General features: G+C 73.0%; 20 protein-coding genes and 1 pseudogene. 15 read left to right on the top strand and 6 right to left on the bottom strand.

The features are described 5' to 3' along the window. Window positions 1-42 precede the first annotated feature (42 nt). On the top strand, window positions 43-402 hold the full coding sequence (locus tag B9W62_RS27955; RefSeq protein ID WP_087809742.1) for an arsenate reductase family protein: 360 nt from the start codon (window positions 43-45) through the stop codon (window positions 400-402). A 117-nt stretch (window positions 403-519) separates the two neighbouring features. Further along, window positions 520-1,188 (top strand): RlpA-like double-psi beta-barrel domain-containing protein, encoded by a 669-nt coding sequence (locus tag B9W62_RS27950; RefSeq protein ID WP_087809741.1) that lies wholly within the window; start codon window positions 520-522, stop codon window positions 1,186-1,188. A gap of 3 nt (window positions 1,189-1,191) precedes the next feature. Here the strand turns inward: B9W62_RS27950 and B9W62_RS27945 are convergent, their stop codons facing one another. Beyond that, complete coding sequence (locus B9W62_RS27945; protein WP_087809740.1) at window positions 1,192-2,073, bottom strand: alpha/beta fold hydrolase; 882 nt, start codon at window positions 2,071-2,073, stop codon at window positions 1,192-1,194. Window positions 2,074-2,230: 157 nt separating this feature from the next. Between B9W62_RS27945 and B9W62_RS27940 the strand changes: the two genes are divergently transcribed. From B9W62_RS27940 to B9W62_RS27900, 8 genes are all read left to right on the top strand, one after another. Beyond that, window positions 2,231-2,686, top strand: a complete 456-nt coding sequence (locus B9W62_RS27940; RefSeq protein WP_256976797.1) for a MarR family transcriptional regulator — start codon at window positions 2,231-2,233, stop codon at window positions 2,684-2,686. A 136-nt stretch (window positions 2,687-2,822) separates the two neighbouring features. After that, window positions 2,823-3,854 carry a glutamine synthetase gene (glnII, locus tag B9W62_RS27935; RefSeq protein WP_087809738.1) on the top strand — a complete coding sequence of 344 codons (1,032 nt, stop codon included), beginning with the start codon at window positions 2,823-2,825 and terminating at the stop codon, window positions 3,852-3,854. A 134-nt stretch (window positions 3,855-3,988) separates the two neighbouring features. Then, window positions 3,989-4,918 (top strand): DUF6891 domain-containing protein, encoded by a 930-nt coding sequence (locus tag B9W62_RS27930; RefSeq protein ID WP_087809737.1) that lies wholly within the window; start codon window positions 3,989-3,991, stop codon window positions 4,916-4,918. Between the two features lie 341 nt (window positions 4,919-5,259). Next, on the top strand, window positions 5,260-5,868 hold the full coding sequence (locus tag B9W62_RS27920; protein WP_087809736.1) for a winged helix-turn-helix domain-containing protein: 609 nt from the start codon (window positions 5,260-5,262) through the stop codon (window positions 5,866-5,868). 70 nt (window positions 5,869-5,938) lie between these two features. After that, window positions 5,939-6,967 carry an SDR family oxidoreductase gene (locus B9W62_RS27915; RefSeq protein ID WP_087809735.1) on the top strand — a complete coding sequence of 343 codons (1,029 nt, stop codon included), beginning with the start codon at window positions 5,939-5,941 and terminating at the stop codon, window positions 6,965-6,967. Window positions 6,968-7,019: 52 nt separating this feature from the next. Then, the gene (locus B9W62_RS27910) at window positions 7,020-8,297 is read left to right on the top strand and encodes a sensor histidine kinase (protein WP_087809734.1); all 1,278 of its coding nucleotides are present in this window, start codon (window positions 7,020-7,022) and stop codon (window positions 8,295-8,297) included. After that, window positions 8,282-8,935: a LuxR C-terminal-related transcriptional regulator gene (locus tag B9W62_RS27905; RefSeq protein ID WP_087809733.1), complete on the top strand. Its 654-nt coding sequence runs from the start codon at window positions 8,282-8,284 to the stop codon at window positions 8,933-8,935. Before B9W62_RS27910 ends, B9W62_RS27905 begins: the two co-directional genes overlap by 16 nt. A 159-nt stretch (window positions 8,936-9,094) precedes the next feature. After that, on the top strand, window positions 9,095-10,585 hold the full coding sequence (locus tag B9W62_RS27900; protein ID WP_087809732.1) for a DUF1996 domain-containing protein: 1,491 nt from the start codon (window positions 9,095-9,097) through the stop codon (window positions 10,583-10,585). 76 nt (window positions 10,586-10,661) lie between these two features. Here the strand turns inward: B9W62_RS27900 and B9W62_RS27895 are convergent, their stop codons facing one another. Beyond that, a complete protein-coding gene (locus B9W62_RS27895; RefSeq protein ID WP_087809731.1) occupies window positions 10,662-11,105 on the bottom strand; it encodes a hypothetical protein in 444 nt (147 codons plus the stop codon). A gap of 133 nt (window positions 11,106-11,238) precedes the next feature. On the opposite strand from B9W62_RS27895, the pseudogene B9W62_RS27890 reads away from it, so the two are divergent. The 5 genes and pseudogenes from B9W62_RS27890 (at window position 11,239) to B9W62_RS27870 (ending at window position 16,650) form a co-directional block, all read left to right on the top strand. Beyond that, window positions 11,239-11,749: pseudogene (locus tag B9W62_RS27890) on the top strand (tetratricopeptide repeat protein). Window positions 11,750-11,809: 60 nt separating this feature from the next. Further along, on the top strand, window positions 11,810-13,741 hold the full coding sequence (locus B9W62_RS27885) for a hypothetical protein (RefSeq protein WP_087809730.1): 1,932 nt from the start codon (window positions 11,810-11,812) through the stop codon (window positions 13,739-13,741). Window positions 13,742-13,922: 181 nt separating this feature from the next. Further along, window positions 13,923-14,813, top strand: coding sequence for a metal-dependent hydrolase (locus tag B9W62_RS27880; RefSeq protein WP_087809729.1), 891 nt, complete (start codon window positions 13,923-13,925; stop codon window positions 14,811-14,813). Continuing rightward, on the top strand, window positions 14,810-15,904 hold the full coding sequence (locus tag B9W62_RS27875) for a PDR/VanB family oxidoreductase (RefSeq protein ID WP_087809728.1): 1,095 nt from the start codon (window positions 14,810-14,812) through the stop codon (window positions 15,902-15,904). The genes B9W62_RS27880 and B9W62_RS27875 overlap by 4 nt, the downstream gene beginning before the upstream one ends. Window positions 15,905-15,960: 56 nt before the next feature. After that, window positions 15,961-16,650 (top strand): TetR/AcrR family transcriptional regulator, encoded by a 690-nt coding sequence (locus B9W62_RS27870; RefSeq protein WP_087809727.1) that lies wholly within the window; start codon window positions 15,961-15,963, stop codon window positions 16,648-16,650. Here the strand turns inward: B9W62_RS27870 and B9W62_RS27865 are convergent. From B9W62_RS27865 to B9W62_RS27850, 4 genes are all read right to left on the bottom strand, one after another. After that, complete coding sequence (locus B9W62_RS27865; RefSeq protein ID WP_087809726.1) at window positions 16,647-17,003, bottom strand: 5-carboxymethyl-2-hydroxymuconate Delta-isomerase; 357 nt, start codon at window positions 17,001-17,003, stop codon at window positions 16,647-16,649. The two genes, B9W62_RS27870 and B9W62_RS27865, sit on opposite strands and share 4 nt — an antisense overlap. 55 nt (window positions 17,004-17,058) lie before the next feature. Next, window positions 17,059-22,473, bottom strand: a complete 5,415-nt coding sequence (gene pulA / locus B9W62_RS27860; RefSeq protein WP_179235707.1) for a pullulanase-type alpha-1,6-glucosidase — start codon at window positions 22,471-22,473, stop codon at window positions 17,059-17,061. 107 nt (window positions 22,474-22,580) lie between these two features. Continuing rightward, window positions 22,581-23,141, bottom strand: coding sequence for a GNAT family N-acetyltransferase (locus B9W62_RS27855; protein ID WP_087809724.1), 561 nt, complete (start codon window positions 23,139-23,141; stop codon window positions 22,581-22,583). A gap of 91 nt (window positions 23,142-23,232) precedes the next feature. Continuing rightward, window positions 23,233-24,966 (bottom strand): glycoside hydrolase family 13 protein, encoded by a 1,734-nt coding sequence (locus B9W62_RS27850; protein WP_087809723.1) that lies wholly within the window; start codon window positions 24,964-24,966, stop codon window positions 23,233-23,235. Between the last annotated feature and the right edge of the window lie 49 nt (window positions 24,967-25,015).

Below are 25,015 nucleotides of genomic sequence, written 5' to 3'. Positions count from 1 at the left end.
TGGCGAACGGGTTTCCGCACCCCTCGGGCTACCGTGTGCGGCATGGAGATCTGGATCAATCCGGCCTGCTCGAAGTGCCGCAGCGCGATCAGCCTGCTCGACGCGGAAGGGGCCGACTACACCGTCCGCCGCTACCTGGAGGACGTGCCGAGCACGGACGAGATCCTTGAGGTGCTCACCCGGCTGGGACTCGAACCGTGGGACATCACCCGCACCCAGGAGGCGGCCGCCAGGGAACTGGGCCTGAAGGACTGGCCCCGTGACGAGGCGTCACGCGACCGCTGGGTCACCGCCCTCGCCGAACACCCCAAGCTGATCCAGCGCCCGATCATCACGGCGGACGACGGAACGGCCGTGGTGGGCCGCACCGACGAGGCGGTCCGGGACGCCCTGTCCCGGTAGGCCGGGAACCGGGATGTGACGCAGGTTACGGACGCGCGTCGACGCGACCGGTGAGTCACTCCGTTCGGTATCCCGTACATAGCGGCGTACGCTCCCCTACCTCTTCAGGAGGCGCGGATGTCGCGCAGGAGAACTCTCGGTACGAAGAAGAAGATCGCGCTACTGGTCGGCGCCGCCACGGTGGCCGGTGGCGGCGCCTTCGTCATGGCGAACGCCTCGAACGCCGCGCAGACCACCCAGGACGCGCGGACGAAGGCGGCCCAGGACGCGGGCGTCTGCCAGGGGCTGGCCACCGCGCTCGGCAACAACCAGCGGTTCATCGAGGGCCAGCGGGCCGATCCCGACGCGCAGTCGCAGGCCAGGATCGAGAACCGCGAGGCCGTCGTCGCGGAGATCGAGCGCAAACAGGCCGCCTCCGGGTGCGCGGTCGGGGAGTCGGCTCAGGACTCCCAGACCTCGCAGCCGCCGCAGGCCGGGCAGGAGGCGGGCGGGCAGGACACCGGGGACCAGGCCGGAGGCCAGGCCGGGGACCAGGCGGGCGAGCAGGTCTGCGCCGGTTCCACCGTCACCCTCTCCGGCGAGGGCGGCGCGCCCGCCGCCTCCAGCAACCAGTTCCCGGTGGGCACCAAGCTGCGGGTGACCAACCTCGACAACGACAAGTCCACGACCGTGGAGGTGAACTCGGTCTCGGGCAGCTGTGCGCTGCTCAACAACGCGGCGTTCGAGCAGGTCCGCGAAGAGGGCAAGTTCCTGATCCGGCGGGCGCTGATCGAGAAGGTCGGCTGAGGGTCACTCGCCCGCCGCGCCCGGCGCGGCCAGGAAGTCGCCGAGGCGGCGGCCGAGACCGGGCGGCGCGGACTGCGGCAGCGCGTGGTGGGACACGCCCGGCAGGAGGTCGGTCTCCACGTGCGGCAGCAGGGTCCGGGCCCGGGCCGCCACCTCGGCGGGGTCGTGCGTCCTGCTGTTCCCGGCCAGGAGCAGCAGGACCGGCACGTCCAGGGCGCGCAGCGCCTCGGGGGCCGGACGCGGTCCGGTGACCGGCCTGCGCTCCGAGAAGCCGACGGCGGCCTCCTGGAGGGCGAGCCAGTCGGCGTCGAGCGGCGTCGCGCCGGTCTCCCAGTCCAGGAAGGCGCGCACCCGGCGGGGCGTGGGCCGCAGCAGCATCGGCAGCGCGTGCAGCAGGTAGGCCGCCTTGAACCCGGCGAAGCACTGGGTCGGGTCCAGGAGGAACAGGCGGCGTACCCGCTCGGGCGCGTGCAGGGCGTGATGCAGGGCGATCCAGGCGCCGTAGGAGTGCCCGCCGAGGTCCGTCTCCCCGATGCCGAGGCCGTCGAGGAGCGCGTCCAGCCAGCCGCCGAGGTCGGCGACCGTACGGGGGTGGCGGTCGCCGGCCGGCGCGCTGCGGCCGGGGGCGCCGATCAGGTCGACGGCGTGCACGCGGTGGGTGCGGGACAGCTCGGCGGCCTGGGCGTACCAGGACGCGGAGGTCGCCGCTCCGCCGCCCGGCAGCAGGACGAGGGGACGGCCGCCTGCCGGGCCGGTCACGAGGACGTGCGTCTCGCCGAACGGGGTGGGCACGGTCACCGCCCCGGTGCCCGCGGGCCACTTGGCCACGACCTTGTCGTAGGCGTCCCGGAAACGGCCGGCGTCGTACGGACCGCGAGCGCTCATGAGCGGTACCCCCTGTTTCGTTCGCTCCCCTGCTGCCTGCTTTCCCGGTAGTATCTCGCCCAACGAGATACTTGTCGAGCGAGACGATCGCGGACGCGAGCGGGGCGATCGCCGCCGGGACCGAAGGGAGCGCCCCGTGTCCGACCAGGGACCGGAGATGGAACTCGTCCACCTCCTGCGCGCGGTCGCCGTCGAACTGGGTGCGCACAGCGCCCGGTTCGCCCAGCGCAACGGCATGCACCCCACCGACGTCCGGGCACTCATCGCGCTGATGGACGCCGCGCGGGCGGGCGAGGCGATGACCGCCGGGCGCCTGGGCGGCGCGCTCGGTCTGAACTCCGCGGGCACGACGGCACTGGTCGACCGGCTGGAGCGGGCCGGCCACGTGCGCCGGGTACGCGACGGACGGGACCGGCGCAGGGTCACCGTCGAGGTGGACGAACGGGCCGTGGCGCTGGGCTGGTCCCACTTCGGACCGCTGATCGGGCGGGCGGTGGAGCTGCTGCGCGGCTACGACGAGCGGGAACGGGCGGCGATCAGGGGCTTCCTGACCGGCGTACGGGAGGCCGCCGCGGACGACGGGCGTGAGCCGCCCCACAACGACCCCGGGTAACACGGGGTTCACATACGGGCAACGGCCGGGAAATCGCCTGTTGACACGCTGCACGGCAGTAGTCGCGGCACCCCTGCCGCCCCGCGCCGCCGCACCCGCACGTGCGCCGAGACCCACCCCGAAGGATGTGGCCCCCGTGACCTTCAAGGCCGAGTACATCTGGATCGACGGCACCGAGCCGACGGCCAAGCTCCGTTCCAAGACGAAGATCATCACGGATGCCCCGGCCGGCCTGGACGCCCTCCCGATCTGGGGCTTCGACGGCTCCTCCACCAACCAGGCCGAGGGCAGGTCCTCGGACTGCGTGCTCCGGCCGGTCTTCTCCTGCCCCGACCCGATCCGCGGCGGCGACGACATCCTGGTGCTGTGCGAGGTCCTGGACACGGACATGACGCCGCACCCGAGCAACACCCGGGCCGCGCTGGCCGAGCTGGCCGAGCGCTTCGCCGCGCAGGAGCCGGTCTTCGGCATCGAGCAGGAGTACACCTTCTTCAAGGGTGCCCGCCCGCTCGGCTTCCCCGAGGGCGGTTTCCCGGCCGCGCAGGGCGGCTACTACTGCGGTGTCGGCTCGGACGAGATCTTCGGCCGCGACGTCGTCGAGGCGCACCTGGAGAACTGCCTGAAGGCCGGTCTCGGCATCTCCGGCATCAACGCCGAGGTCATGCCCGGCCAGTGGGAGTTCCAGGTCGGCCCGCTGGCCCCGCTGGAGGTCTCCGACCAGCTGTGGGTGGCGCGCTGGCTGCTCTACCGCACCGCCGAGGACTTCGGGGTCTCCGCCACCCTCGACCCCAAGCCGGTCAAGGGCGACTGGAACGGCGCGGGCGCGCACACCAACTTCTCCACCAAGGCGATGCGCGAGGGCTACGACGCGATCATCACCGCCGCCGAGTCCCTGGGTGAGGGCTCCAAGCCCCTTGACCACGTCAAGAACTACGGCGCCGGCATCGACGACCGCCTCACCGGCCTGCACGAGACCGCCCCGTGGAACGAGTACTCGTACGGCGTCTCCGACCGCGGCGCCTCGGTGCGCATCCCGTGGCAGGTCGAGAAGGACGGCAAGGGCTACCTCGAGGACCGCCGTCCCAACGCCAACGTCGACCCGTACGTCGTGACCCGCCTGCTCGTCGACACGTGCTGCACGGCGCTGGAGAAGGCCGGCCAGGTCTGAGGCGGGCCGGGTCCGAGGCGGCCGCGTCCGAGGCGGCCGAGCCTGAGGCGGGCCTAGCCTGAGGCGGGCCGGGTCCCGTCCCGGCCGGATCCCGTCCCGGCGGCGTTGTCAGTGGCGCGTGCGAAGGTGGGGTCATGGAGATCGACGGGGACCTCGCCCTCAGGGTCGAGACGGAGAACTGGCAGACGCACACCCGGATTCGGGCCGAGCGGCTGCGGGAGCTGGTGACGCGTATCGGCCACCCCGGCGACCGCTTCCTGGTGATCCAGCGGATACCGGACGTCCCCGACGTGTTCGCGCAGGTCTGGCACGAGGAGGGCGGGGAGTACCGGCTGGAGTGCCGCAGCGCCGCGGACGCGTTCTTCGGCACCGACCTCGACGACCCCCACCGCGTGGCCGACCTCCTGACCGGCTGGGCCCGCCAGGAGCCCGGCTGGGACGCGGGCGTCGCCTGGGAGCCGATCCCCGTCCCGCCGCCGGAAGAGGTCCCGGAGCTGCCGGACGAGGTCCGCGAGCAGGTCGAGCGGCGGGTGCGCGAGCAGCTCCGTTGCGGCTACGACGGCCGCGGGGCGCTCTGCGAGATCGCGGAGGACTACCTCGTCGGCGGCGAGTACGGCGAACGGCCGGTGTCGAAGGCCCAGGCGCGGCGGCTGGTGGACCGGCTGTGGCTGGAGCGGCTCGCCGAGCAGGAGTCCTGGGGCGAGGAGACCACCGACCCGGACCGGCTCACCCGGGTCTTCCGGGCCCTGGACGCGGCCGGGGTCACCGCCCGGGAGAACTTCGCCTGCTGCCGGGGCTGCGGCACCGCCGAGATGGGCGCGGAGCGCGAGGGCGCCCGGGGCTTCGTCTTCTTCCACCGGCAGAGCACCGAGGCCGCTGCCGAGGGGCACGGGCTCATGCTGCACTACGGCGGTTTCGACGGCTCCCCGGAGACGACCACGGCCGTCGGGCACGAGGTCGTGGCGGCGTTCGCCGGGTCCGGGCTGTCCGCGCAGTGGGACGGCGATCCGGGCAGAGCCATCACCGTCGCCCCGCTGAACTGGCGCAAGCGCCTGGAGGGATGACCGGGCCGGGGGCCGGTTCGCGCCAAGCGGCGTCCACGCACTGAGAGGAGTCTCCTCTCCCCCGCCGCCGTCTGCTTCAATGGGCCCATGGCCAGCTTCCGGAAGTACGCAGCGACGGGTCGCCATGACCTCGAGCCCTTCTGGCCGTCCCGTCAGCACGACGACTTCGACCGGGTGTGTTGCCGCGCGACGATCGCGCCGGCCCGCTAGGAAGCCGTACATCCCAGGCCTTCCGTGCCTTCGGCCGGTGCGCACGACGTACGTCCCGCGACGCGCCCGACCACGAACTCGCGCCCGTCGCCCCTCCCGACGAACCTCTCGCGCGAAAGAGCTGACGTCTCATGGCGACCCCCCGTTCCCTGTCCACCGTCACCCTCGGCTCCCCCACCGTCCGCCCCGACTCCGGCGGGCCCCGGCACCGGCTGCGCGCCGTGGACCGGGACGAGGTGGTGGACGTCTCCGATCTGCTGCCGCCGGGCGCCACCTGGCTGCCCGCACCCCCGCACGCCCTGCCCGCGCTGCCCGGCCGGCCGCCGATGGTCGGCTACCTGGTACTCGTCCCGGCCGACCAGCAGCCGCCGTTCCACCCGCTGGGCGCGGCCGCACCGTCCCCCGAGGGCGACGGCGAGCCGGCCCGGGACCGGCACGGGGACGAGGCCCCGCTCGTCCGGATCGATTCCGCGCGGCGCGTCGCCGCCGTGGACGGACGCGAACTCGACCTGACCTACCTGGAGTTCGAACTGCTCACCCACCTCGTCACCCATCCGCACCGGGTGCACACCCGCGACCAGCTGGTGACCACGGTGTGGGGCTACGGACACGTGGGCGACGGCCGCACCGTCGACGTGCACGTGGCCCGGCTGCGCCGGAAGCTGGGCGCGGAGTACCGGCACACGATCCAGACCGTGCGGCGCGTCGGCTACAAGTACGCGCCGCCCGCGGGACGCTGAGCCGCCACCGCCCTTCTGCTGACGGCAGAGGGGCGTTCCGCGCGGCCGCCGCGCCCGGCACAGTGACGGCATGAGACTACTGGTGCTGGGCGGTACGGAGTTCGTGGGGCGGGCCGTGGTCGAGGCGGCGCTCGGCCGCGGCTGGGAGGTGACCGTCCTGCACCGCGGACGGCACGCCCCGCCCCCCGGGGTGCGGGCGCTGCACGGCGACCGCACCGCGCCCGACGGGCTCGACGCGCTGGCCGAGGGCACCTGGGACGCCGTCGTCGACACCTGGTCGGCGGCGCCCCGCGCGGTGCGGGACGCGGCGCGGCTGCTGCGGGGCCGCGCCGGACGGTACGTGTACGTGTCGAGCTGCTCGGTGTACGCCTGGGCCCCGCCCGCCGGGTACACCGAGGACGCCCCGCTCGTCGAGGGCGCCTCGGCGGACGCCGGGCAGCTCGACTACGCCCGGGACAAGCGGGGTGCCGAGCTGGCCGTCCTGGACGCCTTCGGCGCCGACCGCTCGCTGCTCGTGCGGGCCGGGCTGATCCTCGGCCCCCTCGAGAACGTCGGCCGGCTGCCGTGGTGGCTGAACCGCATGGCCCGCGGCGGCCCGGTCCTCGCGCCGGGACCGCGGGACCTGCCCGTGCAGTACATCGACGTGCGCGACCTCGCCGACTGGATGCTCGGCGCGCTGGACCGGGAGCTGAGCGGGCCGTACAACCTGGTCTCCCGGCCCGGGCACACCACCATGGGAGAGCTGCTCGACGCCTGCGCGACGGTCACCGGCGGCGCGGCGCGGCTGCGCTGGACCGCCCCCGAGACCGTCCTGGCCGCCGGCATCGAGCCGTGGGGCCAGTTGCCGGTGTGGACCCCGCCGGGCAGCGACCTGCACGACGCCCTCCAGAGCGCGGACGTCTCCCGGGCCCTGGCGACCGGCCTGGTCTGCCGGCCCGTCGGCGACACCGTGGCCGACACCTGGGCCTGGCTGCGGGACCTCGGCGGCACGGCACCCCGGCGCCCGGACCGGCCACCGGTCGGCCTGGACCCGGAGACGGAGGCGAAGGTCCTGGCCGCCGGCGGGCCCGGCGGAGGTGTATCTGACACCACCCCCTGACCGGGGTGCCCGGCCCAGTGCCCCGCGTCGTCGCCTCGGCGAAACTGACGTCATGAGCATCGAGACGAAGAGCGGCACAGGGCGGCCACAGACACCCGGGCGGACGCGGAGCGTGGCGCTGTCGGCCGTACGGGGACTGGCACTGGCGCTCATCTCCCTGCCGGGCGCGGTGATCTGCTTCTGCCTGACCGTGGTGTCCATCGCCCTCATCCCGATCGGGGTCGGCATCGTCACCACGTCGTGGGTGCTGACGGGGGTACGGGCGTTCGCGGACTGGCGGCGGCTGCTCGCCGCCGAGTGGGGCGGGGTGCGGATCCCGCGGGCGTACCGGCCGCTGCCCGAGGGCGCCAATCCGTGGGCCCGCACCTTCGGGATGCTCCGCGACCCGGCGACCTGGCGGGACGTCCTGTGGCTGCCGGTCGACATGACGGCGGGCTTCGTCAGCGCGCTGCTGGCCGTCGCGCTGGTGCTCTACCCGCTGGAGGGCTTCGTCATCGCGGCCGGGCTGTGGCGGGCCTGGGACGACACCTACTGGTACGGCTTCGTGCCCGTGACCGACCAGATCACCGCTCTGTACGCCGCCGTCCTGGGCGCCGCCCTCCTCGTGGCCGCCGTCCGGCTCAGCCCTCTCGCGCTGAAGGCCCACTTCCGGCTCACCGGGGCGCTCCTCGGCTCCGGCCAGGGCGAACTCGCCGAGCGGGTACGGGTGCTGACCGAGACCCGGCGTAACGCCGTCGACACCTCCGCCGCCGAGCTGCGCCGCATCGAGCGCGACCTGCACGACGGGGCGCAGGCCCGGCTGGTCGCCGTCGGCATGGACCTGGGCACCATCGAGGCGCTGCTGGAGAAGGATCCGGCGAAGGCCAGGGAGCTGCTCGCGCAGACCCGGCAGTCCTCCGCCGACGCCCTCACCGAGCTGCGCGAACTCGTGCGCGGCATCCATCCCCCGGTGCTCGCCGAACGCGGCCTGGGCGACGCGGTGCGCGCCCTGGCCCTGCGGCTGCCCGTCCCCGTCGACGCCGAGGTGGACCTGCCCGGCCGCGCCGAGGCCCCCGTGGAGTCGGCCGCGTACTTCGCGGTCAGCGAGACCCTCACCAACGCCGTGAAGCACTCCGGCGCCGACCGGATCTGGATCGACATGCACTACGCGGAGGGACGGCTGCGCGTCTGTGTCACCGACAACGGCAAGGGCGGCGCCGTGGTCGGAGCGGGCTCGGGCCTGGCCGGTCTGGAGCGCCGACTGGGTACATTCGACGGCGTCCTGGCCGTCAGCTCGCCCGCGGGCGGCCCCACCATGGTCACCATGGAGATCCCTTGCGCGTTGTCCTAGCCGAAGACCTGTTCCTGCTGCGCGACGGACTGGTCCGGCTCCTGGAGGCCCACGACTTCGAGATCGCCGCGGCCGTCGAGACCGGTCCCGAGCTGTCCCGGGCCCTGGCCGAACTGGAGCCGGACGTCGCCGTGGTCGACGTCCGGCTCCCGCCCACGCTCACCGACGAGGGACTTCAGTGCGCGCTCCAGGCCCGCCGCGACCGGCCGGGGCTGCCGGTGCTGGTCCTCTCCCAGCACGTGGAGCAGCTGTACGCGCGCGAGCTGCTGGCCGACGGGAGCGGCGGGGTGGGGTATCTGCTCAAGGACCGGGTGTTCGACGCGGAGCAGTTCATCGACGCCGTACGGCGGGTGGCGGCGGGCGGTACGGCGATGGACCCGCAGGTCATTCAGCAGTTGCTCAGCCGGCGCGCGGCGGAGGACCGGCCGCTGGAGCGGCTCACCCCGCGCGAACTGGAGGTGCTGGAGCTGATGGCGCAGGGCCGGACCAACGCGGCGATCGCCGGGAAGCTCGTCGTCACGGAGCGGGCGATCGCGAAGCACACGGCGAACATCTTCGCGAAGTTGAGCCTGGAGGTCTCGGACGACGACAACCGCCGTGTGCTGGCGGTTCTGGCGTATCTGGACCGCGGCCGCTGACCCCGTGCCGCGTCCCCGGGGCCCCACCGGCCCCGGCAATTCCCCGGACCGGTGAACACCTCAGGAGCGGCTTCCGTATGGAGGGGAGCCGCTTCACTCCTGTCGGGCGCCCTCGATGCCCCGCAAGCGATGCCCCCGCAAGGAAGTTTGAGGAGTTCCATGGGACGCAACACGAGAAAACGCCGTACGCCGCTCGCCACCAAGATCGTAGCCGGGGCGGCGGCCCTGGCGGTCGGCGGGGGCGGGCTGGTCTGGGCCAACTTCTACGCTTCGGCGCACGAGGATCACGGGGGCCACAACCGGACCAGGTCGGCCGGCGCGCAGGTCGCGACGATCGACTGCCCCGACGTCGGCCAGAAGATCCGGGACGTGCCGGACCGGGCGCGCGGGGAGGTGGACGGCGAACTGGCCTCGATGGACAGCCAGATCACCGACGCCTACCAGCGCCTGGCCACCACGCGGCGGGCGCAGGCGGGTGACGCGCGGTTCGTCGAGAACAGCATCCTCGGCCCGCTCAAGGAGCGCCGGAAGGCACTCATCGACCGGATCCAGCTGGAGATCAACCGGGCCGGCGGGAAGGCCGACGACAACCTGGACGAGCTGGCCGGATGCCAGGGACGCCCCGCGGACCAGCAGCAGAACGGCGACGGCCAGGACGGCGGCGGTGGCCAGGACGACGGCCAGAACGGCGACGGCCAGAACCAGGACGACAACGGCAACGGTGTCGCCGGTCCGGTCGCCGACGACTTCATCGACATCAACGACGTCCAGCCCAACTCCCGCAACAGCCGCAACGGCCTGGCCGCCGACGGCGACGGCGGCTCCACCGGCACCTTCAGCACGGACTGCGGCGTCAACGAGAACAACCTGTTCAACAGCGACAACCTGATCGCCGCCCCGGGCGTCGACAACGGCGCGCACCACACCCACGACTACGTCGGCAACCAGGACAACGACGCCTTCTCCAGCGACGAGGACCTGGCGAACGCGGACACCTCGTGCCAGAACCAGGGCGACAAGTCCACCTACTACTGGCCGGTGCTGCGCCTCCAGGACGGTACGCAGGAGTTCGACGCGAACGACCAGGGCGGTGGCGCCGAGGGCAACATCGGCAAGATCCTCAAGCCGGCCCAGGCCGAGTTGAAGTTCGTCGGCAGTCAGCAGGGCGACGTGGTCGCGATGCCGAAGTTCCTGCGCGTCATCACCGGTGACGCCAAGTCGTTCACCAACGGCGACGCGAACGCCAACACCTCGTGGAGCTGCTCGGGCTTCGAGGACCGGCAGGTGACGGACAAGTACCCGCTGTGCCCCGAGGGCAGCCAGGTGCTGCGGACGACCAACTTCCAGAGCTGCTGGGACGGCCAGAACATCGACAGCGCCAACCACCGGGACCACATGGCGTTCGTCCGGGAGGACGGCAGCTGCCCGGAGGGCTTCCAGGCCGTTCCCCAGCTCCAGGTCCGCCTCGCGTACGACATCCCCACCCCGACCGTCGAGAACGGCCAGGTGCGGAACCCGTACGCCGTAGACAGCTTCCCGGAGCAGCTGCACAAGCCGATCACGGACCACAACGACTTCATCAACGTCATGGACGAGAACCTGATGAACGAGGTGGTCGACTGCATCAACCGGGGCGAGGACTGCCAGTAGAGGTACCGGCCCGGAGGTGAGGAGGGGGCCGGTGACGGATTTCCGTCACCGGCCCCCTTCGCGCGTCCGGGTCCGGTCAGCCGGAATGCCCGGCGTGCTCGCCGTGCCCGGCCGAGTGCCCGGCGCCGCCGCCGTGCTGGACGCCCTGCTCCAGGTTCCCGCCGAGCCGGCCGCGCAGGTCCGCCACCACGTCCTGGTGGCCGACGGCGACCCATTTGCGGCCGACCAGGTAGTAACCGCCGTAGTCCTTGGCGGTGTTGATCCACTCGCGCTGGCCGCGGTCGGTGGAGAAGGTGGCCAGGACGTACTTCCCGTCGCCCTTCCCGCACAGGGCCTGGCGGATGGTGTCGGCGTCGGTCTGCATGTTCGGGGTGCACTCGGCCTCGGCGGCCAGGTGTTCCAGGCTGCCGGTCGCCGTCGCGGGCACGCCGGCCCCGCCGTCCTCCCCGGCGCCGCAGCCGGTCAGCGCCAGGACCGCCGCGAGGGCGGCCGGCGCGAGCATCGGTCGGGTCAGCCTCATGTGTTCCTCCGGTCCGCTGTCGACATGCCGCACGGAGCCCCCGGGAGGGGCTCTCGCCATCGATACGGGCGCGGAGCGCGAAGTACTCAGCTACCCGGGTGCCGTTGTGCGGGCGCCGTGCGAGAGTGGCAGCGTGGACCAGGACTGGGAAGAGCGCGTGACGGCCGCCTGGGCGGCATTCGACGACTACGCCGAGGACGATGCCGCCGATTTCCCGGGCGGTCGTCGACGCCCTCGCCGACGAGTTGCCGGCCGACAGCCCGCTGGGCCTGTTCGAGCGGGCCTGCGCCTGGGACTCGACGGGCCACTCCGACCGGGCGGTGCCGCTGTACCGCGAGGCGCTGGAGCGGGGGCTCGGCGAGGTCAGCGCCTACAAGGGGCGCCGGGCGAAGATCCAGCTCTCCAGCTCGCTGCGGAACACCGGGCACCCGGAAGAGGGCGTGAAGCTGCTCTCGCCGGAACTGGTCGCCCCGTCCGACGAGTTGGACGACGCCGTGCGGGCCGCACTCGCGCTCTGCCTGTCGAGCATGGGCCGCGACCGCGAGGGCCTGTCCCTGGTGCTCGGCGCGCTCGCGCCCCATCTGCCGCGCTACCAGCGTTCGATGGCCAATTACGCGCGGCTCCTGGTGGAACCGGAGGACTAGGGAGCGTCGCCCGGGGCGGTCCTACGGTGACCATCGCCGCGTTCGCTCGTTCTGCTGAACGTGCAGCCACAGGATGTCGCCCCGCGCCCCGCACCGTCCTCCGCCTCCTCGGCCGATCCGGTCGTGGACGTCGAGCAGGCCGAGGCCGCGCTCGTCGAGCACTATCCGCGCCTGGCCCGGCTGGCCTATCTGGTGCTGCCGCCGGGTCTCGGCCGGAGCCGCCGCGTCCTGACCGCGCACGCCCTCACCCAGCGCGCCCTGCCCCGGAACCGGACGACGACCCCGGTGATCCCGGCCCAGTCCACCGGCCGCGAGGTCGACCCCGGGTACGCGCTGGTCCGGCTGCGGGTGGTGCGTACGGCGCTGGAGGCGGGGCTTCCGCTGCGCCGGCGGGCGTGGCCCCGGCGGACCCAGCTGCCGCCGCTGCTGCCCCACGTGCGGGGCCTCAAGCTCTTCCCGCGCTCGGGCGGCGCCGACGAACTCGCCCTGGACCAGCGGCTGTCCGCGCTCTCCGGGCCCGGCCGGGCGGCGTACGTGCTGCGCGGTCTGGAGCGGCTGCCCGACGACGCGGTGCGGCAGGTGCTCGCGGCCGCCCGGGTCGCCGACGTGGACGCCGCGCTGCGGGAGGCCGACGGGGTGCCGGGGCAGTACGGGCTGCTCGGCTCACCCGAGTTCGACCCCTGCTCGTTGCAGGCCCGGCCGACCGATCTGCTGCGCCGGCGCCAGCACACGCGGGCCGCGCTGGTCGCCGGGGCGGCGCTGGTGGTGTGCGGGGCGCTGCTCGGTCTGCCCGGGGACGGCTGGGGACCGGACGGTGCCGCCGCCCCGCCGTACGCGCAGAACCCCGCGGCCGAGGCCGCGCTGGACCCGGGCAGGCTGACCAAGGCCGCGCCCGCCGCGTGGGAGACGTCCGCGCGTACGGACTTCTCGGTGTGGCCGGCCCGCGGTGGCCTCACCGGCGACGAGGAACTGCTGCGCCGCGCGCTGGCCGTCTGGGCGCGGCCCGGCGAGAGCGTGGGGGTGTCCGCGACGCCGGGGACGGCGACCGGCGGCCCGGCCGGTCCGCCGCAGCTGCTGTACGCGGGGGAGGTCGACAACGCGCGGGTGGTGATCCTGCACGACGGTCTGCGTCTCGTCCGGTACGCCGAGCCGAAGGACGGTTCCGCCGGTGCCGCCCTGGACTTCGCGCGGACCGACGGGGCCGGCCGGGCCGCGGCGACCGCGGTGGTGCTGGGGCGCGCCGACGGCAACGTCCGCTATCTGACGGCGCCCTGGGTGACCGGGGCGGCGGCGCGCGATCTCGTCGCGCCGGACTCCGCCGCCGAGGAGCTGACGCTCACCGACGGCGTGACCTCGCCGCTGGCCAGCCCGGTGCAGCAGCAGTCCGGCGCGTGCACGTCGTGGAACGTGCTGGAGCTGAGAGACGGTTCGGACACCCGGGTGGTGACCGACCTGGGTGAGCTGGTGCCGGTCCGGCTCACCACCGGGCGCCCCGGTTCCGCGAAGGACGCCGCGGGCGCGAAGGCGCTGGGCGCGTGGGCGCCGTACGCCTGCTCGCTGGGCGCGGTGCGCGGGCAGGGGGTGCGGTCGGTGAACGCCTGGGAGTTCGCGACGCAGCCGCTGCCCGACGGGACGGGGTCGGGCGCGTGGGTGTGCACCCGCGCCGAGACCTGGCGCGGCGAGGGGGCCCGGGTGCTGGCGCAGTTCCGGACGCCGGGCGGGGCGCAGGGCGCGGTGGCGGCGCGGGCGCAGGACGTTCCGGCGTGCGGCGAGCGCGACCCGCAGGTGCTGGCCGGGGTGCTGTGGAAGTCGGAGGGCGGGCACTGGTACCTGCTCGCGGCGGGCGGACGCGACACCGCGTCGATCGAGGCGACGGGCGGCATCAGCGACCGGGCCGACGGCAACCTGCTGACCGCGAAGGCCGAGCAGGGCGCGCGGGCAGAGCTGAAGGGCACGCTGGACAGCGGCCGGACGATCGGCGGACTGCGCTAGCCGCACGGGCGGGCCGGCACCGGCCCGCCCGCCGACACCGGCCCGCCCGCCGACACCGGCCCGCCCGCCGACACCGGCCCTGTCGATACCCGCCCGGTCGGCACCGGCCTCGCTGACACTGGCGTCAACAAGTACCGGCAGGAGGGTTCCGCCGGACCGTACCCGTCAGTACATTGACGCCATGTCTAACAAGCATGTCCCGCTCAAGGCGCGGAAGGTCTCCTTCGCCTGGGAGGACACCCCGCTGCACTGGGTGCCGGGGGACCCGTTCACGACCCACACCATCAACGTGCTGCACCTGCTGCTGCCCGCCGGGGAACGGTGGTTCGTGCACGTCTACAAGCAGGTGCTGCCGTACATCCGGGACGAGCGGCTGCGCGAGGACGTCATCGGGTTCATCGGGCAGGAGGCGATGCACTCCCAGGCCCACGACGAGGTGCTGCCGCACCTGCGGGACCAGGGGCTCGACCCGACGCCGTACACCGCGCAGGTCGACTGGCTCTTCGAGAAGCTGCTCGGCGACCGCACCCTGCCGCCGGGCCGTCCGCGCCGCTGGTGGCTGATGGAGCGGGTGGCGCTGATCGCGGCCATCGAGCACTACACGGCCTTCCTCGGCGACTGGGTGCTGAACGCCGAGGCGCTCGACCGGCGGGGCGCCGACCCGACCATGCTGGACCTGCTGCGCTGGCACGGCGCCGAGGAGGTCGAGCACCGGTCCGTCGCCTTCGACCTCTTCGTGCACGTGGACGGGGACTACGCGCGGCGGGTGCGGACCTGGGCGACCGCGTTCACCGCGCTGGTGTTCCTGTGGCAGCGCGGGACCCGGTTCTTCATGGCGAACGACCCGACCCTCGCCGACGGCAGGGCCACCATCCGGGACTTCCACCGGCGCGGCCGGCAGGGCCTCCTGCCGTCCACCGGCGCGATCACCCGTTCCATACCCGGCTATCTGAGCCGCGCCTACCACCCGTCCAGGGAGTGCTCCACCGAGCAGGCCGTCGCCTACCTCGCCACCTCCCCCGCCGCCGTGGCCGCCGCGGCCGCCGTCAAACCCCAGGAAGGTGCCGCATGAGCCCGAACCCGAGCCCGAGGCCGACTCCGAAGCGGACGGCGGCCCTGCTCCTCGCGGCCGGCACGGCCGGTGCCGCGCTCGTCGTCCGCCGGGCGCTGCGCCGCCGCGTCCAGGGCTCGCCGCTGTGGCCGCTGCCCGCGCTGGATCCGCCGGTCTCCGGGCGGCCCCGCTCCCGCGCGCTGACGCTGCTGGTGACCGCGCACGAGCGGCTGGCCGACGGGGTGGTGCGGCTGCGCCTGGAGGGGACCGGCCTGCCGCGCTGGGAGCCGGGCGCCCACCTGGACCTGGTGCTGCCCTCGGGTCTCGTGCGGCAGTACTCGCTGTGCGGCGACCCGGAGGACACCTCGTCGTACACCGTGGCCGCGCGGCTGGTCGAGGACGGGCGGGGCGGCTCGCGCGAGGTGCACGAGCAGGTGCAGGAGGGCACCGAGCTGGAGGTGCGCGGGCCGCGCAACCGCTTCCCGCTGGTCGAGGCGCCCGCCTACGCGTTCGTCGCCGGGGGCATCGGCATCACGCCCGTGCTGCCGATGCTGCGGGCCCTGCCCGAGGGCACCGGCTGGCGGCTGCTGTACGGCGGGCGGACGCGGGCGTCGATGCCGTTCCTGGAGGAGATCGAGAAGCTGGACCCGGACGGCTCGAAGGTGACCGTCGTCGCCGAGGACGAGGACGGGCGGCCCCGTCTCGACGCCTTCCTGGCGGACCTCCCCGAGGGTGCGGCCGTGTACTGCTGCGGCCCGGAGGGCCTGATGGCGGCCGTGGAGGAACGCCTCCCGGCGGGCGCGGCCCTGCACCTGGAGCGGTTCGCGCCGCGTACGACGGCCGACGGCGACGCGGAGTTCGAGGTGGAGCTGCGCCACAGCGGGCGGACGCTGACGGTGCCCGGCGACTCCTCGGTGCTGGCCGCCGTGCGCGCCGAGCTGCCGAACACCCCGTACTCCTGCGAGCAGGGCTGGTGCGGGACCTGCCAACAGAAGGTGCTGGAGGGCGAGATCGATCACCGGGACGAGTTGCTGACCGACTCGGAACGCGGTGACTCGATGCTCATCTGCGTGTCCCGGTGCCTCGGCACGCGGCTCGTGCTCGACATGTGAACGCCGATGCCCGGTCCGGCCCGTTCGGGGCCGGATTCGATCGGTAAGGTGTTCGTATGACTACCGGGGTACGCCGCAGAATGGGCGTCGAGGAGCGGCGGCAGCAGTTGATCGGCGTCGCGCTCGATCTGTTCAGCCGCCGCTCGCCCGACGAGGTCTCCATCGACGAGATAGCGTCGGCGGCGGGCATCTCGCGCCCGCTGGTCTACCACTACTTCCCCGGCAAACTCAGCCTGTACGAGGCCGCGTTGCAGCGCGCCTCGGACGATCTGGCGGCTCGGTTCGTGGAGCCGCACCAGGGTCCGCTGGGCGCGCGGCTGCTGCGCGTGATGGGCCGCTACTTCGACTTCGTCGACGAGCACGGCCCGGGTTTCTCGGCGCTGATGCGCGGCGGCCCGGCCGTGGGCTCGTCCACCACGAACGCGCTGGTGGACTCCGTACGGCAGGCCGCGTATGTCCAGATCCTTTCGCACCTGGACGTCACCGAGCCGCCCGCACGGCTGGAACTGGTCGTCCGCTCGTGGATCTCGCTCGCCGAGTCGACGGCGCTGCTCTGGCTGGACGGGCGCCGCATCCCGCGCGCCGAGCTGGAGGCGCAGCTGGTGCACGACTTCGCCGCGCTGCTGGCGGTGAGCGCCGCCTACGACGAGGAGATGGGCGCCCTCCTGCGCCGCGTCCTGGCGGACGAGCCGGCCGACGGCCTCTTCGGGGACCTGGTCGGCCGGCTCATCGCCCTGGCCGGTTAGCTCTCGAACTTCCGGTACGACGGGTCCAGGTCGCGGACCTCGGCGGAGGCGTGCAGGGCGAGGCCGTCGCCCGGCTTGGCGTACTGGCGCAGCAGTTCCAGGACGGCCTCGGTCAACCGCGCCTTGGTCTCCTCGGTGCGGCCGGCGAGCAGCCCGAGCGTGACGTGCACGACGGCGTGCCCCTCGGTGTCGGGGCCGACCACGGTGTCCTCGGTGCGGCGGAACTGCGTCTTGCACGCCGGCGGCTTCGCGGCCGCGATCTCGACGACGGCCTCGTGCAGGGCCCGCGCGAAGGCGGGCCGGTCGAAGTCGCCGGCGAGCCGGTCGGAGTAGTCGACGGTGATCTGCGGCATGAGCCCTCCCGTTGCGTGAACAGCAGGGCTCACCCTAACCGCAGGTCCGCTGCCGTCAGCCGGCCCGCTGGAACACGGCGACCGTCCGGGCCGGCACGGTGAACGTGCCGCTCTCCGCCGCGTACGCCGACTCCTTCACCACCGCGTCCGCGCCCGCCGCCTGCACCGGGTGCAGCCGGTAGCCGGTCCCGGCCGCCGCGTCGACGCGCTGCTCCTGCCGCTCGGGCGTGGCGTTGAAGACGACGACGAGGTCACCGAGGCGCATGGTGATCACGCCGGGCGTCTCGTCCTCGCCGGAGAGCGGGAAGGAGAGCCGGGACTGGACCTGCGCGGCCGTGGCGAGGGAGAAGTCCCGCTCGCCGCTGCGGATCCTCAGCAGGTCCCGGTACGCCGCCGAGGCGCCGGTGATCTGCGGGCAGCCGACCCGCACCGTGCCCAGCAGGGGCTTGGCGTAGGGCCACTTGTCCTGGTTGTCGGCGGCCGGGGGCAGGCCCCGGCCGAAGCCGTTGCCGTCGGCGCAGTTCCAGTGCAGGGCGTTGAACCAGTCGCCGCTGTCGTAGGAGTTGCGGTCCAGCGACTTGGAGCGCAGCAGGTCGGTGCCCGCCTGGGAGAGCGCCGGGCCCTGCGAGAGGGCGGCGGTCGCCAGGGCGAGGACCTGCATGCGGGCCCGGTCGTCAGCGGACGTGTCCTTGGGCAGCTTGAAGGCGAGCGCGTCGAAGAGGGACTCGTTGTCGTGCGCGTCGGCGTAGGCGAGGGCGTCGCCGGGTGCCGCCGCGTATCCGGCGGGGGCGCCGTTGTAGTCGACCTCGGAGCCCTTGACCTCCTTGCCGTCGGTGTCGGTGAAGGCGTAGCCGGCGAGGTTGCCGGTCAGCCCGACCTTGATCAGGTCCTGGTAGTGGAGCAGGCGGGCCTTCTGCTCGGCCTCGGTGCCGTTGGCCTGGGAAGCGTTCGGGTCGGTGTAGAGGCCGGAGGCGAAGCCCTGGACGCCGGGGTCCTCGTCGAAGGGGCCGCCGCCGCGCACGGCGTCCCGGGCCCGGTCGGAGAAGGTGGCGACGCCGGTGCCGGCCATGTTCTTCTGGGTGGCCTGGACGAAGCGGGCGTCGTCGGCGACCTCGCCGAAGTTCCAGCCCTCGCCGTACAGGATGATCTTCTTGCCGTCGACGCCGTCCTTCGTGAGGGTCAGCTCGTCCAGCGCCTTCCTGACCGCGAGGATGTTGGCCTTCGGGTGGTGGCCCATGAGGTCGAAGCGGAAGCCGTCGACCTTGTACTCCTTGGCCCAGGTGACGACCGAGTCGACGACGAGCTTGCCCATCATGGCGTTCTCGGTGGCCGTGTTGGCGCAGCAGGTGCTGTTGGCCACCGAGCCGTCGGCGAGCAGCCGCTGGTAGTAGCCGGGCACGATCCGGTCGAGGACGCTGGTCGCCGCCTGGCCGCTCGCGGCCGTGTGGTTGTAGACGACGTCCATGACGACGCGCAGGCCGTCGTCGTTGAGGGATTTGACCATCTTCCGGAACTCGGCGGTGCGCCCGGTGCCGTCCGGGTCGGTGGCGTAGGAGCCCTCGGGGACCGTGTAGTGGTACGGGTCGTAGCCCCAGTTGAAGGCGTCCTTGGCGGCGGCCTTCGTCACGCACTCCTGCTGCTTCTCGGAGTCGGCCGGGAGGGCGGCGAGGTCGCAGCCGGGCACCGTCTGCTCGGACTTCTTCTCGGGGATGGTGGCGATGTCGAAGGCGGGCAGCAGGTGCACGTAGGAGGTGCCGGCCTCGGCCAGCTCGCGCAGGTGCTTCGAGCCGTCGCTCTTGTCGTCGGTGAAGGCGAGGTAGGTGCCCCGGTGGTCCGCGTCGGCGGTCGGGTCGGCGACGGAGAAGTCGCGGATGTGCAGCTCCTGGATCTGGGCGTCCCTGAGCGGCACCGCCTTCGGCTTGTCGTAGTCGTTCCAGCCGCGCGGGGCGAGGGAGCGGTCGTCCAGGTCGACGACGAGGCTGCGCTCGGAGTCGGTGGTCAGGCCGAGGGAGTACGGGTCGGTGACCTTGTTGGTGACGACCTCGCCCGCGGTGGGCGCCCAGACCGTGACGGCGTACCGGTAGGCCTTGCCCTTCCAGGACTTCGGGCCGGTGGCGGACCAGACGCCGGTGGCGTCGTCGCGGCGCATCCGCACGGTGCGGCCACCGATCTCCAGCTTCACGTCCTGCGCGGTCGGCGCCCACACGGAGAGGGTGGGGCGGCCGTGCCGGAAGACCGGGCCGAGGCCGGCCTTCGTCGCGCCGGAGGCGTAGAGGTCGTCCAGGGCGCCCGCGGTCTGTACGCCCGTCGCGGCGAGCAGGGCGCCGGTGGCGGTGCGCTGGGACGCGACGACCTGACCGCGCAGGGCCTCGCGGACCCGGTCGCGGTCGCGCGGGTCGACGGACCAGGCGGTGTACTCCTTCAGGTGCGGGAACTTCGCCTTCTGGGCGTCGGTGAGGGCGCTCCTGGTGAGGCGGAGCCACTGCTGGTCGTCGCCGGTGAGCCGGCCGTCCTCGGCGGTGACGGAACCGGTGCGGGAGGCGAGCAGCTGGGTGGAGGCGGCGCCTTCGGAGCCGTTCCAGGCGACGGTGTTCCGGTCGATCCAGACGGCCTTGGAGGTGGTGAGGTCGACGGCCGCCGCCGAGCCCGCGGGCTGCGGCAGCAGGTAGTCCTCCTGGCCGCTCAGCAGCCACACCTCGTGGCCGTCGGCCTTGAGGTCCAGGGCCTGGTCGGTGGGCAGGTCCTTCTCGTCGCCCTTGTGGACGATGTAGCTGAGACTGCTCGCGCCCTCGGTGAGGGGCACCTCGAAGACCGCGCCGTAGGGGTCGGTCCTGACCGGCTGGAGGGGCTTGGCCCAGTCGGTGGGGTGCGCGGCGTCGCCCCAGACGTGCAGGCCCCAGCCGTCGTAGTTCCCGTCGGCGCGCTGGTAGTGCAGTACGGCCTTGGTGGTGTCCTGGGCAGGGTACTCGGGCCGCTCGGTGACGACCTGCTCCTTGCCCTGCTCGATCCACACCTCGCCGGTCTCGGTGACGTCGATGGCGCGGTCGGCGGAGACGTCCTTGGTGCCGTCCTTGTCGACGACGACGAAGCCGACGTTCGACGCGCCCGGCTTGAGCTTGACGTGGGCGAAGGCGCCGTAGGCGTCGCGGCCGGTGAAGGGATGGCTGTCCGGCCACTCGGTGGCCTCGCCGTCGGCGAGGTCGCCCCAGGCGTACAGGCCCCAGTCGTCGTAGTCGCCGTCCGCGCGCTTGTAGTGGACGACCGCGTAGTCCCGGGAGGCGGCGCTGGGCACCTCCTCGGCGGGCGGGGTGCCGGTGGTGGAGGCGGCCGTGGCACTCGCGGTGCGGTCGGCCGAGTCCACGACGACCGCCTTGTAGCGCAGGGCGGTCCCGGCGGGAGTGTCCGCGTCGACGGTGTGGGTGACCCGGTAGGGGGCATGGTCGGCGGTGCCGAGCGTGCGCCACTTGCCGTCGCCGGTCTGGGCGGCGAAGACGACGCGGTTGAGCTGCCCGCCCGCGACGTCGGCGCTCAGCTCGACGGTGCCGGTGGCGCCGGGGTCCGGGGCGCGCAGGGTGATCGTCGGCTCGGCGGCGGGCGCGGCGAGCCGCCCCGCGGCCTTGAGGACGACGGCCGACCCGGCCGGGACGGTGACGGTGACCTTCTTGTCGGCGCCGGACTTCACGGTGGCGTCGGTGCCGTAGATGCCGCGGAAGGTCAGGTGTGCCGAGCCGGTGGCGAAGGTGGCGCTCTTCTCGGTGCCGGCGTTGTTGAAGGCGACGACGTACTCGGTACCGGTCTCGGCGTCGGTGCGGGAGACGGCGTAGACGCCGGCGCCGTCGGCCGCGTAGCGCTCGGTCTGGACGCCGTCGGCGAGGGCCGGGTTGGCCTTGCGGAGCTTGGCGAGGGCGCTGATCTGCCGGTAGAGCGGGGCGCTCGTGTCGTAGGCCGCCTCGGCGTGGGTGCGGTCGGTGCCGAGCTGGTCGTCGTCGAGGTAGTCGGCGGTGCGGGAGGCGAACATCGGCTGGCGGGCGTCCTTGTCGCCGCCCGCGCCGGTGAAGCCCTGCTCGTCGCCGTAGTAGATCACCGGGTTGCCGCGGTTGAGGAACATCAGCTCGTTGGCGAGCCGGTCCTTCTTCAGCAGCTCGGCGTCGGTGGCCTCGGGGTCGTCCTGCTTGAGGAAGGTCCCGATGCGGCCCATGTCGTGGTTGCCGAGGAAGGTGACCTGCTCGTACGCGTTGGCCTTGTCGGTCGTGTACTTGTAGTCGTCGCCGAAGACGGAGGCGAGCTTCTGGGCGCTGCCGCCCTGGGAGGCGTAGGCGCGGGCCGCGTCCTGGAAGGGGAAGTCCAGCGTGGAGTCCAGGCGGCCCTGGGTGACGTAGGGCGCGGTGACGGAGGTGTCGGCGGAGTAGACCTCGCCGAACATGAAGAAGTCGTCGCGGCCCTTCTTGGCGGCGTAGGCGTCCAGCGCGGTCGCCCACTGGGTCCAGAACTCCATGTCGACGTGCTTCACGGTGTCGATCCGGAAGCCGTCGATGGCGAAGTCCTTGACCCACCGCTGGTAGATCTTCTCCATGCCGTCGACGACCTCGGGACGCTCGGTCCACAGGTCGTCGAGGCCGTTGAAGTCGCCGTAGGTGGCGGACTCGCCGGCCCAGGTGGAGTCGCCCCGGTTGTGGTACATCGCCGGGTCGTTGAGCCAGGAGGGGACCTTGAGGTTCTTCTTGGCGGCCGGGACCGTCGGGGTGCGCGGGAAGGAGCCGGAGTCCACGCGGGGGAAGCGGCGCTCGCCGTCCGCGTAGTCGGCGTCGTCGAAGGGCTGCCCGTCCTTGGTCAGGTACGGGAAGGCACCCTTGGAGAGGTAGTCGTAGGACTTCTCCTCGTAGTCGACGACGTCGGCGGTGTGGTTGGTGATGACGTCGAAGAAGACCTTCATGCCCTTGGCGTGGGCCTTGGAGATGAGGTTCTTCAGGTCCTGGTTGGTGCCGAAGTGCGGGTCGACCTGGGTGAAGTCGGTGATCCAGTAGCCGTGGTAGCCGGCCGAGGCATCCTTGCCGGTGCCCTGCACGGGCTGGTTCTTGAAGATGGGCGCCATCCAGATGGAGGTGGTGCCCAGCCCCTTGATGTAGTCGAGCTTCTGAGTGAGGCCCTTGAGGTCGCCGCCCTGGTAGAAGCCCTTGTCGGTGGGGTCGTAGCCGGTGGTGAGCCGGGTGCCGGTCAGACCGCCGCGGTCGTTCCCGGCGTCCCCGTTGGCGAAGCGGTCCGGCAGGACGAAGTAGAACTGCTCACGCGTCAGGTCGTGACGCGCGGCGGTCTTCGCCAGCTTCGCGTCGGACGGGGGCGCGGGCGGGGCGTCGGCCCGTGCGGCGAGCGGGGGAAGCAGGGCGGCGGCGAGCGCGGTCACGGTGACGCCCGCGACCCGTCTCACTCGTGCGGTACGGCGCGCGACAGGCACCGGCCATCTCGGTATCACAGGCGTGAGCTCCTTGCGAGTACGGCTCGTTCGGGTCCGACCCCGGCGAGACCGTAGCGCTGTCGCAAGTCTTGCGGCAAGGGTCGTGAAAGTATCGGCAAGAACTTTCACGACCGTCGGTCGTGCTGTCGCTCGGCGTCCGGGGCGGTGGTCCACAACTCCTCGTCGTCGTGCACCTCTTCGCCCGGTTCCATGCCCAGCGACCGGGCGATCCCGGCCGATGCCCGGTGATCCGGGTGCACATGGGCCACGAATCGCGCCACGCCCCGCTCGCGCAGCCACAGCGCCATGACGGCGGCGGCCTCCTTGCCGTAGCCCTCGCCCTGGAAGTCGTGACCGACGACCCAGGCCAGCTCGGCCTCGACCCGGTCGGGGCCGGTCCGGTGGAGCGTTGCCTGCACGGTGCCGACCAGCCTGCCGTCGGTGTGCCGGCGCAGCATCCAGTTCAGCCAGCCCTGCCGGCCGTCGGGCGAGTGGCCCACGGCCTGCCGTCGGTAGCGCCGCCGCAACTCCTCGCGGGTGGGCGGCGAACCGCCGATCCACCGGTGCAGGCGGACGTCGTCGAGGAAGTCCACCGCTTCGCGGGCGTGTGCGACCGTCAGGGGTTCCAGCCGCAGTCGGGCTCCCCGCAACGGGGCGGCGACCGGCCAGGAGTACGTCTCGGACATGGGGTGTGTCTACCGCACACCGGTCGCCGAGGGCCCGCCACTTCCTCGTCCGGCGAGTGGCGGGCCCTTGGGCGGTGCGGGCGGGAGAGCGTCAGGCGCGGGTCCACCACACCGTCGTGTCCGCCGGGACCTTCGCCTCGCCGGCCGCCTCGGTGATCTCGCCGCTGGCCAGCAGGACGCGCCCGTGCGCGGGCACCGCCACCGACTCGCCGGTGGTGTTGGCGACGCACACGAAGTCACCGCGCCGGAAGGCGACGACGCCCTCGGGGGCGCGCAGCCACTCGACCGCGTCGCCCGCGCCCAGGTCGGCGGTGGCGCGGCGGACGGCCAGGGCCTCGCGGTACAGCTCCAGGGTGGAGCCGGGGGTACCGGTCTGCGCCTCGACGCTCAGCTCGCCCCAGCCCGCCGGCTGCGGCAGCCAGCTGCCGCCGTCGCCGAAGCCGTACGAGGTGCCCTCGCGGGTCCACGGGATCGGCACGCGGCAGCCGTCGCGGAAGCCGTCCTGGCCCGCGCCGCGGAAGTAGGCCGGGTCCTGGCGGACCTCGTCGGGCAGGTCGACGACGTCCGGGAGGCCCAGCTCCTCGCCCTGGTAGACGTAGGCCGAGCCGGGCAGGGCCAGCATGAGGAGGGTGGCGGCCCGTGCCCTGCGCAGGCCCAGTTCGCGGTCGCCGGCCAGGCGGATCTGGGTGCCGAGGCCCGCCGGGTTGGCGAAGCGGGTGGCGTGCCGGGTGACGTCGTGGTTGGACAGGACCCAGGTGGCGGGGGCGCCGACGGGGCGCATGGCGTCGAGGGTGCGGTCGATGACCGTGCGCAGTTCCTCGGCGTCCCAGTGGGTGCCCAGGTACTGGAAGTTGAACGCCTGGTGCAGCTCGTCGGGACGGACGTAGTTCGCGGTGCGCTCGACGGTCGGGGTCCAAGCCTCGGCGACGAAGATGCGCCCACCCGTCGCCCGCCCCCGCCCTTCTGCGGAAGGCCCTTCGGGCCCCATTGCATCGCTGTACTCGTCGAGGATGCGCCGCCACTGGCGGTAGATGTCGTGCACGCCGTCCTGGTCGAAGAACGGCATGACATCGTTGCCCAGCAGCTTCAACTGCTCGTGGGATCCAAGGTCGGGCAGGCCCTCCGCCTTGACCATGCCGTGGGCGACGTCGATGCGGAAGCCGTCCACGCCCATGTCCAGCCAGAACCGCAGGATGGAGCGGAACTCGTCGCCGACGGCCGGGTGCTCCCAGTTGAAGTCGGGCTGCTCGGGGGCGAAGAGGTGCAGGTACCACTCCCCCGGCGTGCCGTCGGGCTCGGTGACCCGGGTCCAGGCGGGGCCGCCGAAGATGGACTCCCAGTCGTTGGGCGGCAGTTCGCCGTTCTTTCCCTTGCCGGGGCGGAAGTGGTAGCGGTCCCGGGAGGGCGAGCCGGGGCCCTCGGCCAGGGCGCGCTTGAACCACTCGTACTGGTCGGAGGAGTGGTTCGGCACCAGGTCGACGATGATGCGCAGGCCCAGCGCGTGGGCGTCGCGGATCAGCGCGTCGGCGTCCAGGAGGGTGCCGAACATGGGGTCGACGGCCCGGTAGTCGGCGACGTCGTAACCGGCGTCGGCCTGCGGGGAGGCGTAGAAGGGGCTGAGCCACACGGCGTCCACGCCCAGGTCGCGCAGGTACGGCAGGCGGGTGCGGACACCCTCCAGGTCGCCCATGCCGTCACCGTTGCTGTCGGCGAAGCTGCGCGGGTAGACCTGGTAGATGACCGCGTCCCGCCACCAGTCGTGGCGCTCGGAGACGGTGGCGACGGCGGAGGTGGGGGCCGGTGCGGCGGAAGGCTGCTGGCTCATGTCGTCCTTGGTACGTAGCGAAACGGAGCGGTACGGAGTCGAGGCGTCG

The organism is Streptomyces sp. CS113, assembly GCF_002188365.1.
GTDB classification, from domain to species: domain Bacteria; phylum Actinomycetota; class Actinomycetes; order Streptomycetales; family Streptomycetaceae; genus Streptomyces; species Streptomyces tendae.
This window is presented reverse-complemented; position numbering and strand designations above follow the sequence as displayed.

Coding starts and splice junctions, on each gene's coding strand:
- B9W62_RS27955 (WP_087809742.1), top strand. CDS start 43: ATGGAGATCTGGATCAATCCGGCCTGCTCGAAGTGCCGCAGCGCGATC.
- B9W62_RS27950 (WP_087809741.1), top strand. CDS start 520: ATGTCGCGCAGGAGAACTCTCGGTACGAAGAAGAAGATCGCGCTACTG.
- B9W62_RS27945 (WP_087809740.1), bottom strand. CDS start 2,073: ATGAGCGCTCGCGGTCCGTACGACGCCGGCCGTTTCCGGGACGCCTAC.
- B9W62_RS27940 (WP_256976797.1), top strand. CDS start 2,231: ATGGAACTCGTCCACCTCCTGCGCGCGGTCGCCGTCGAACTGGGTGCG.
- B9W62_RS27930 (WP_087809737.1), top strand. CDS start 3,989: ATGGAGATCGACGGGGACCTCGCCCTCAGGGTCGAGACGGAGAACTGG.
- B9W62_RS27920 (WP_087809736.1), top strand. CDS start 5,260: ATGGCGACCCCCCGTTCCCTGTCCACCGTCACCCTCGGCTCCCCCACC.
- B9W62_RS27915 (WP_087809735.1), top strand. CDS start 5,939: ATGAGACTACTGGTGCTGGGCGGTACGGAGTTCGTGGGGCGGGCCGTG.
- B9W62_RS27910 (WP_087809734.1), top strand. CDS start 7,020: ATGAGCATCGAGACGAAGAGCGGCACAGGGCGGCCACAGACACCCGGG.
- B9W62_RS27900 (WP_087809732.1), top strand. CDS start 9,095: ATGGGACGCAACACGAGAAAACGCCGTACGCCGCTCGCCACCAAGATC.
- B9W62_RS27895 (WP_087809731.1), bottom strand. CDS start 11,105: ATGAGGCTGACCCGACCGATGCTCGCGCCGGCCGCCCTCGCGGCGGTC.
- B9W62_RS27880 (WP_087809729.1), top strand. CDS start 13,923: ATGTCTAACAAGCATGTCCCGCTCAAGGCGCGGAAGGTCTCCTTCGCC.
- B9W62_RS27875 (WP_087809728.1), top strand. CDS start 14,810: ATGAGCCCGAACCCGAGCCCGAGGCCGACTCCGAAGCGGACGGCGGCC.
- B9W62_RS27870 (WP_087809727.1), top strand. CDS start 15,961: ATGACTACCGGGGTACGCCGCAGAATGGGCGTCGAGGAGCGGCGGCAG.
- B9W62_RS27865 (WP_087809726.1), bottom strand. CDS start 17,003: ATGCCGCAGATCACCGTCGACTACTCCGACCGGCTCGCCGGCGACTTC.
- B9W62_RS27855 (WP_087809724.1), bottom strand. CDS start 23,141: ATGTCCGAGACGTACTCCTGGCCGGTCGCCGCCCCGTTGCGGGGAGCC.
- B9W62_RS27850 (WP_087809723.1), bottom strand. CDS start 24,966: ATGAGCCAGCAGCCTTCCGCCGCACCGGCCCCCACCTCCGCCGTCGCC.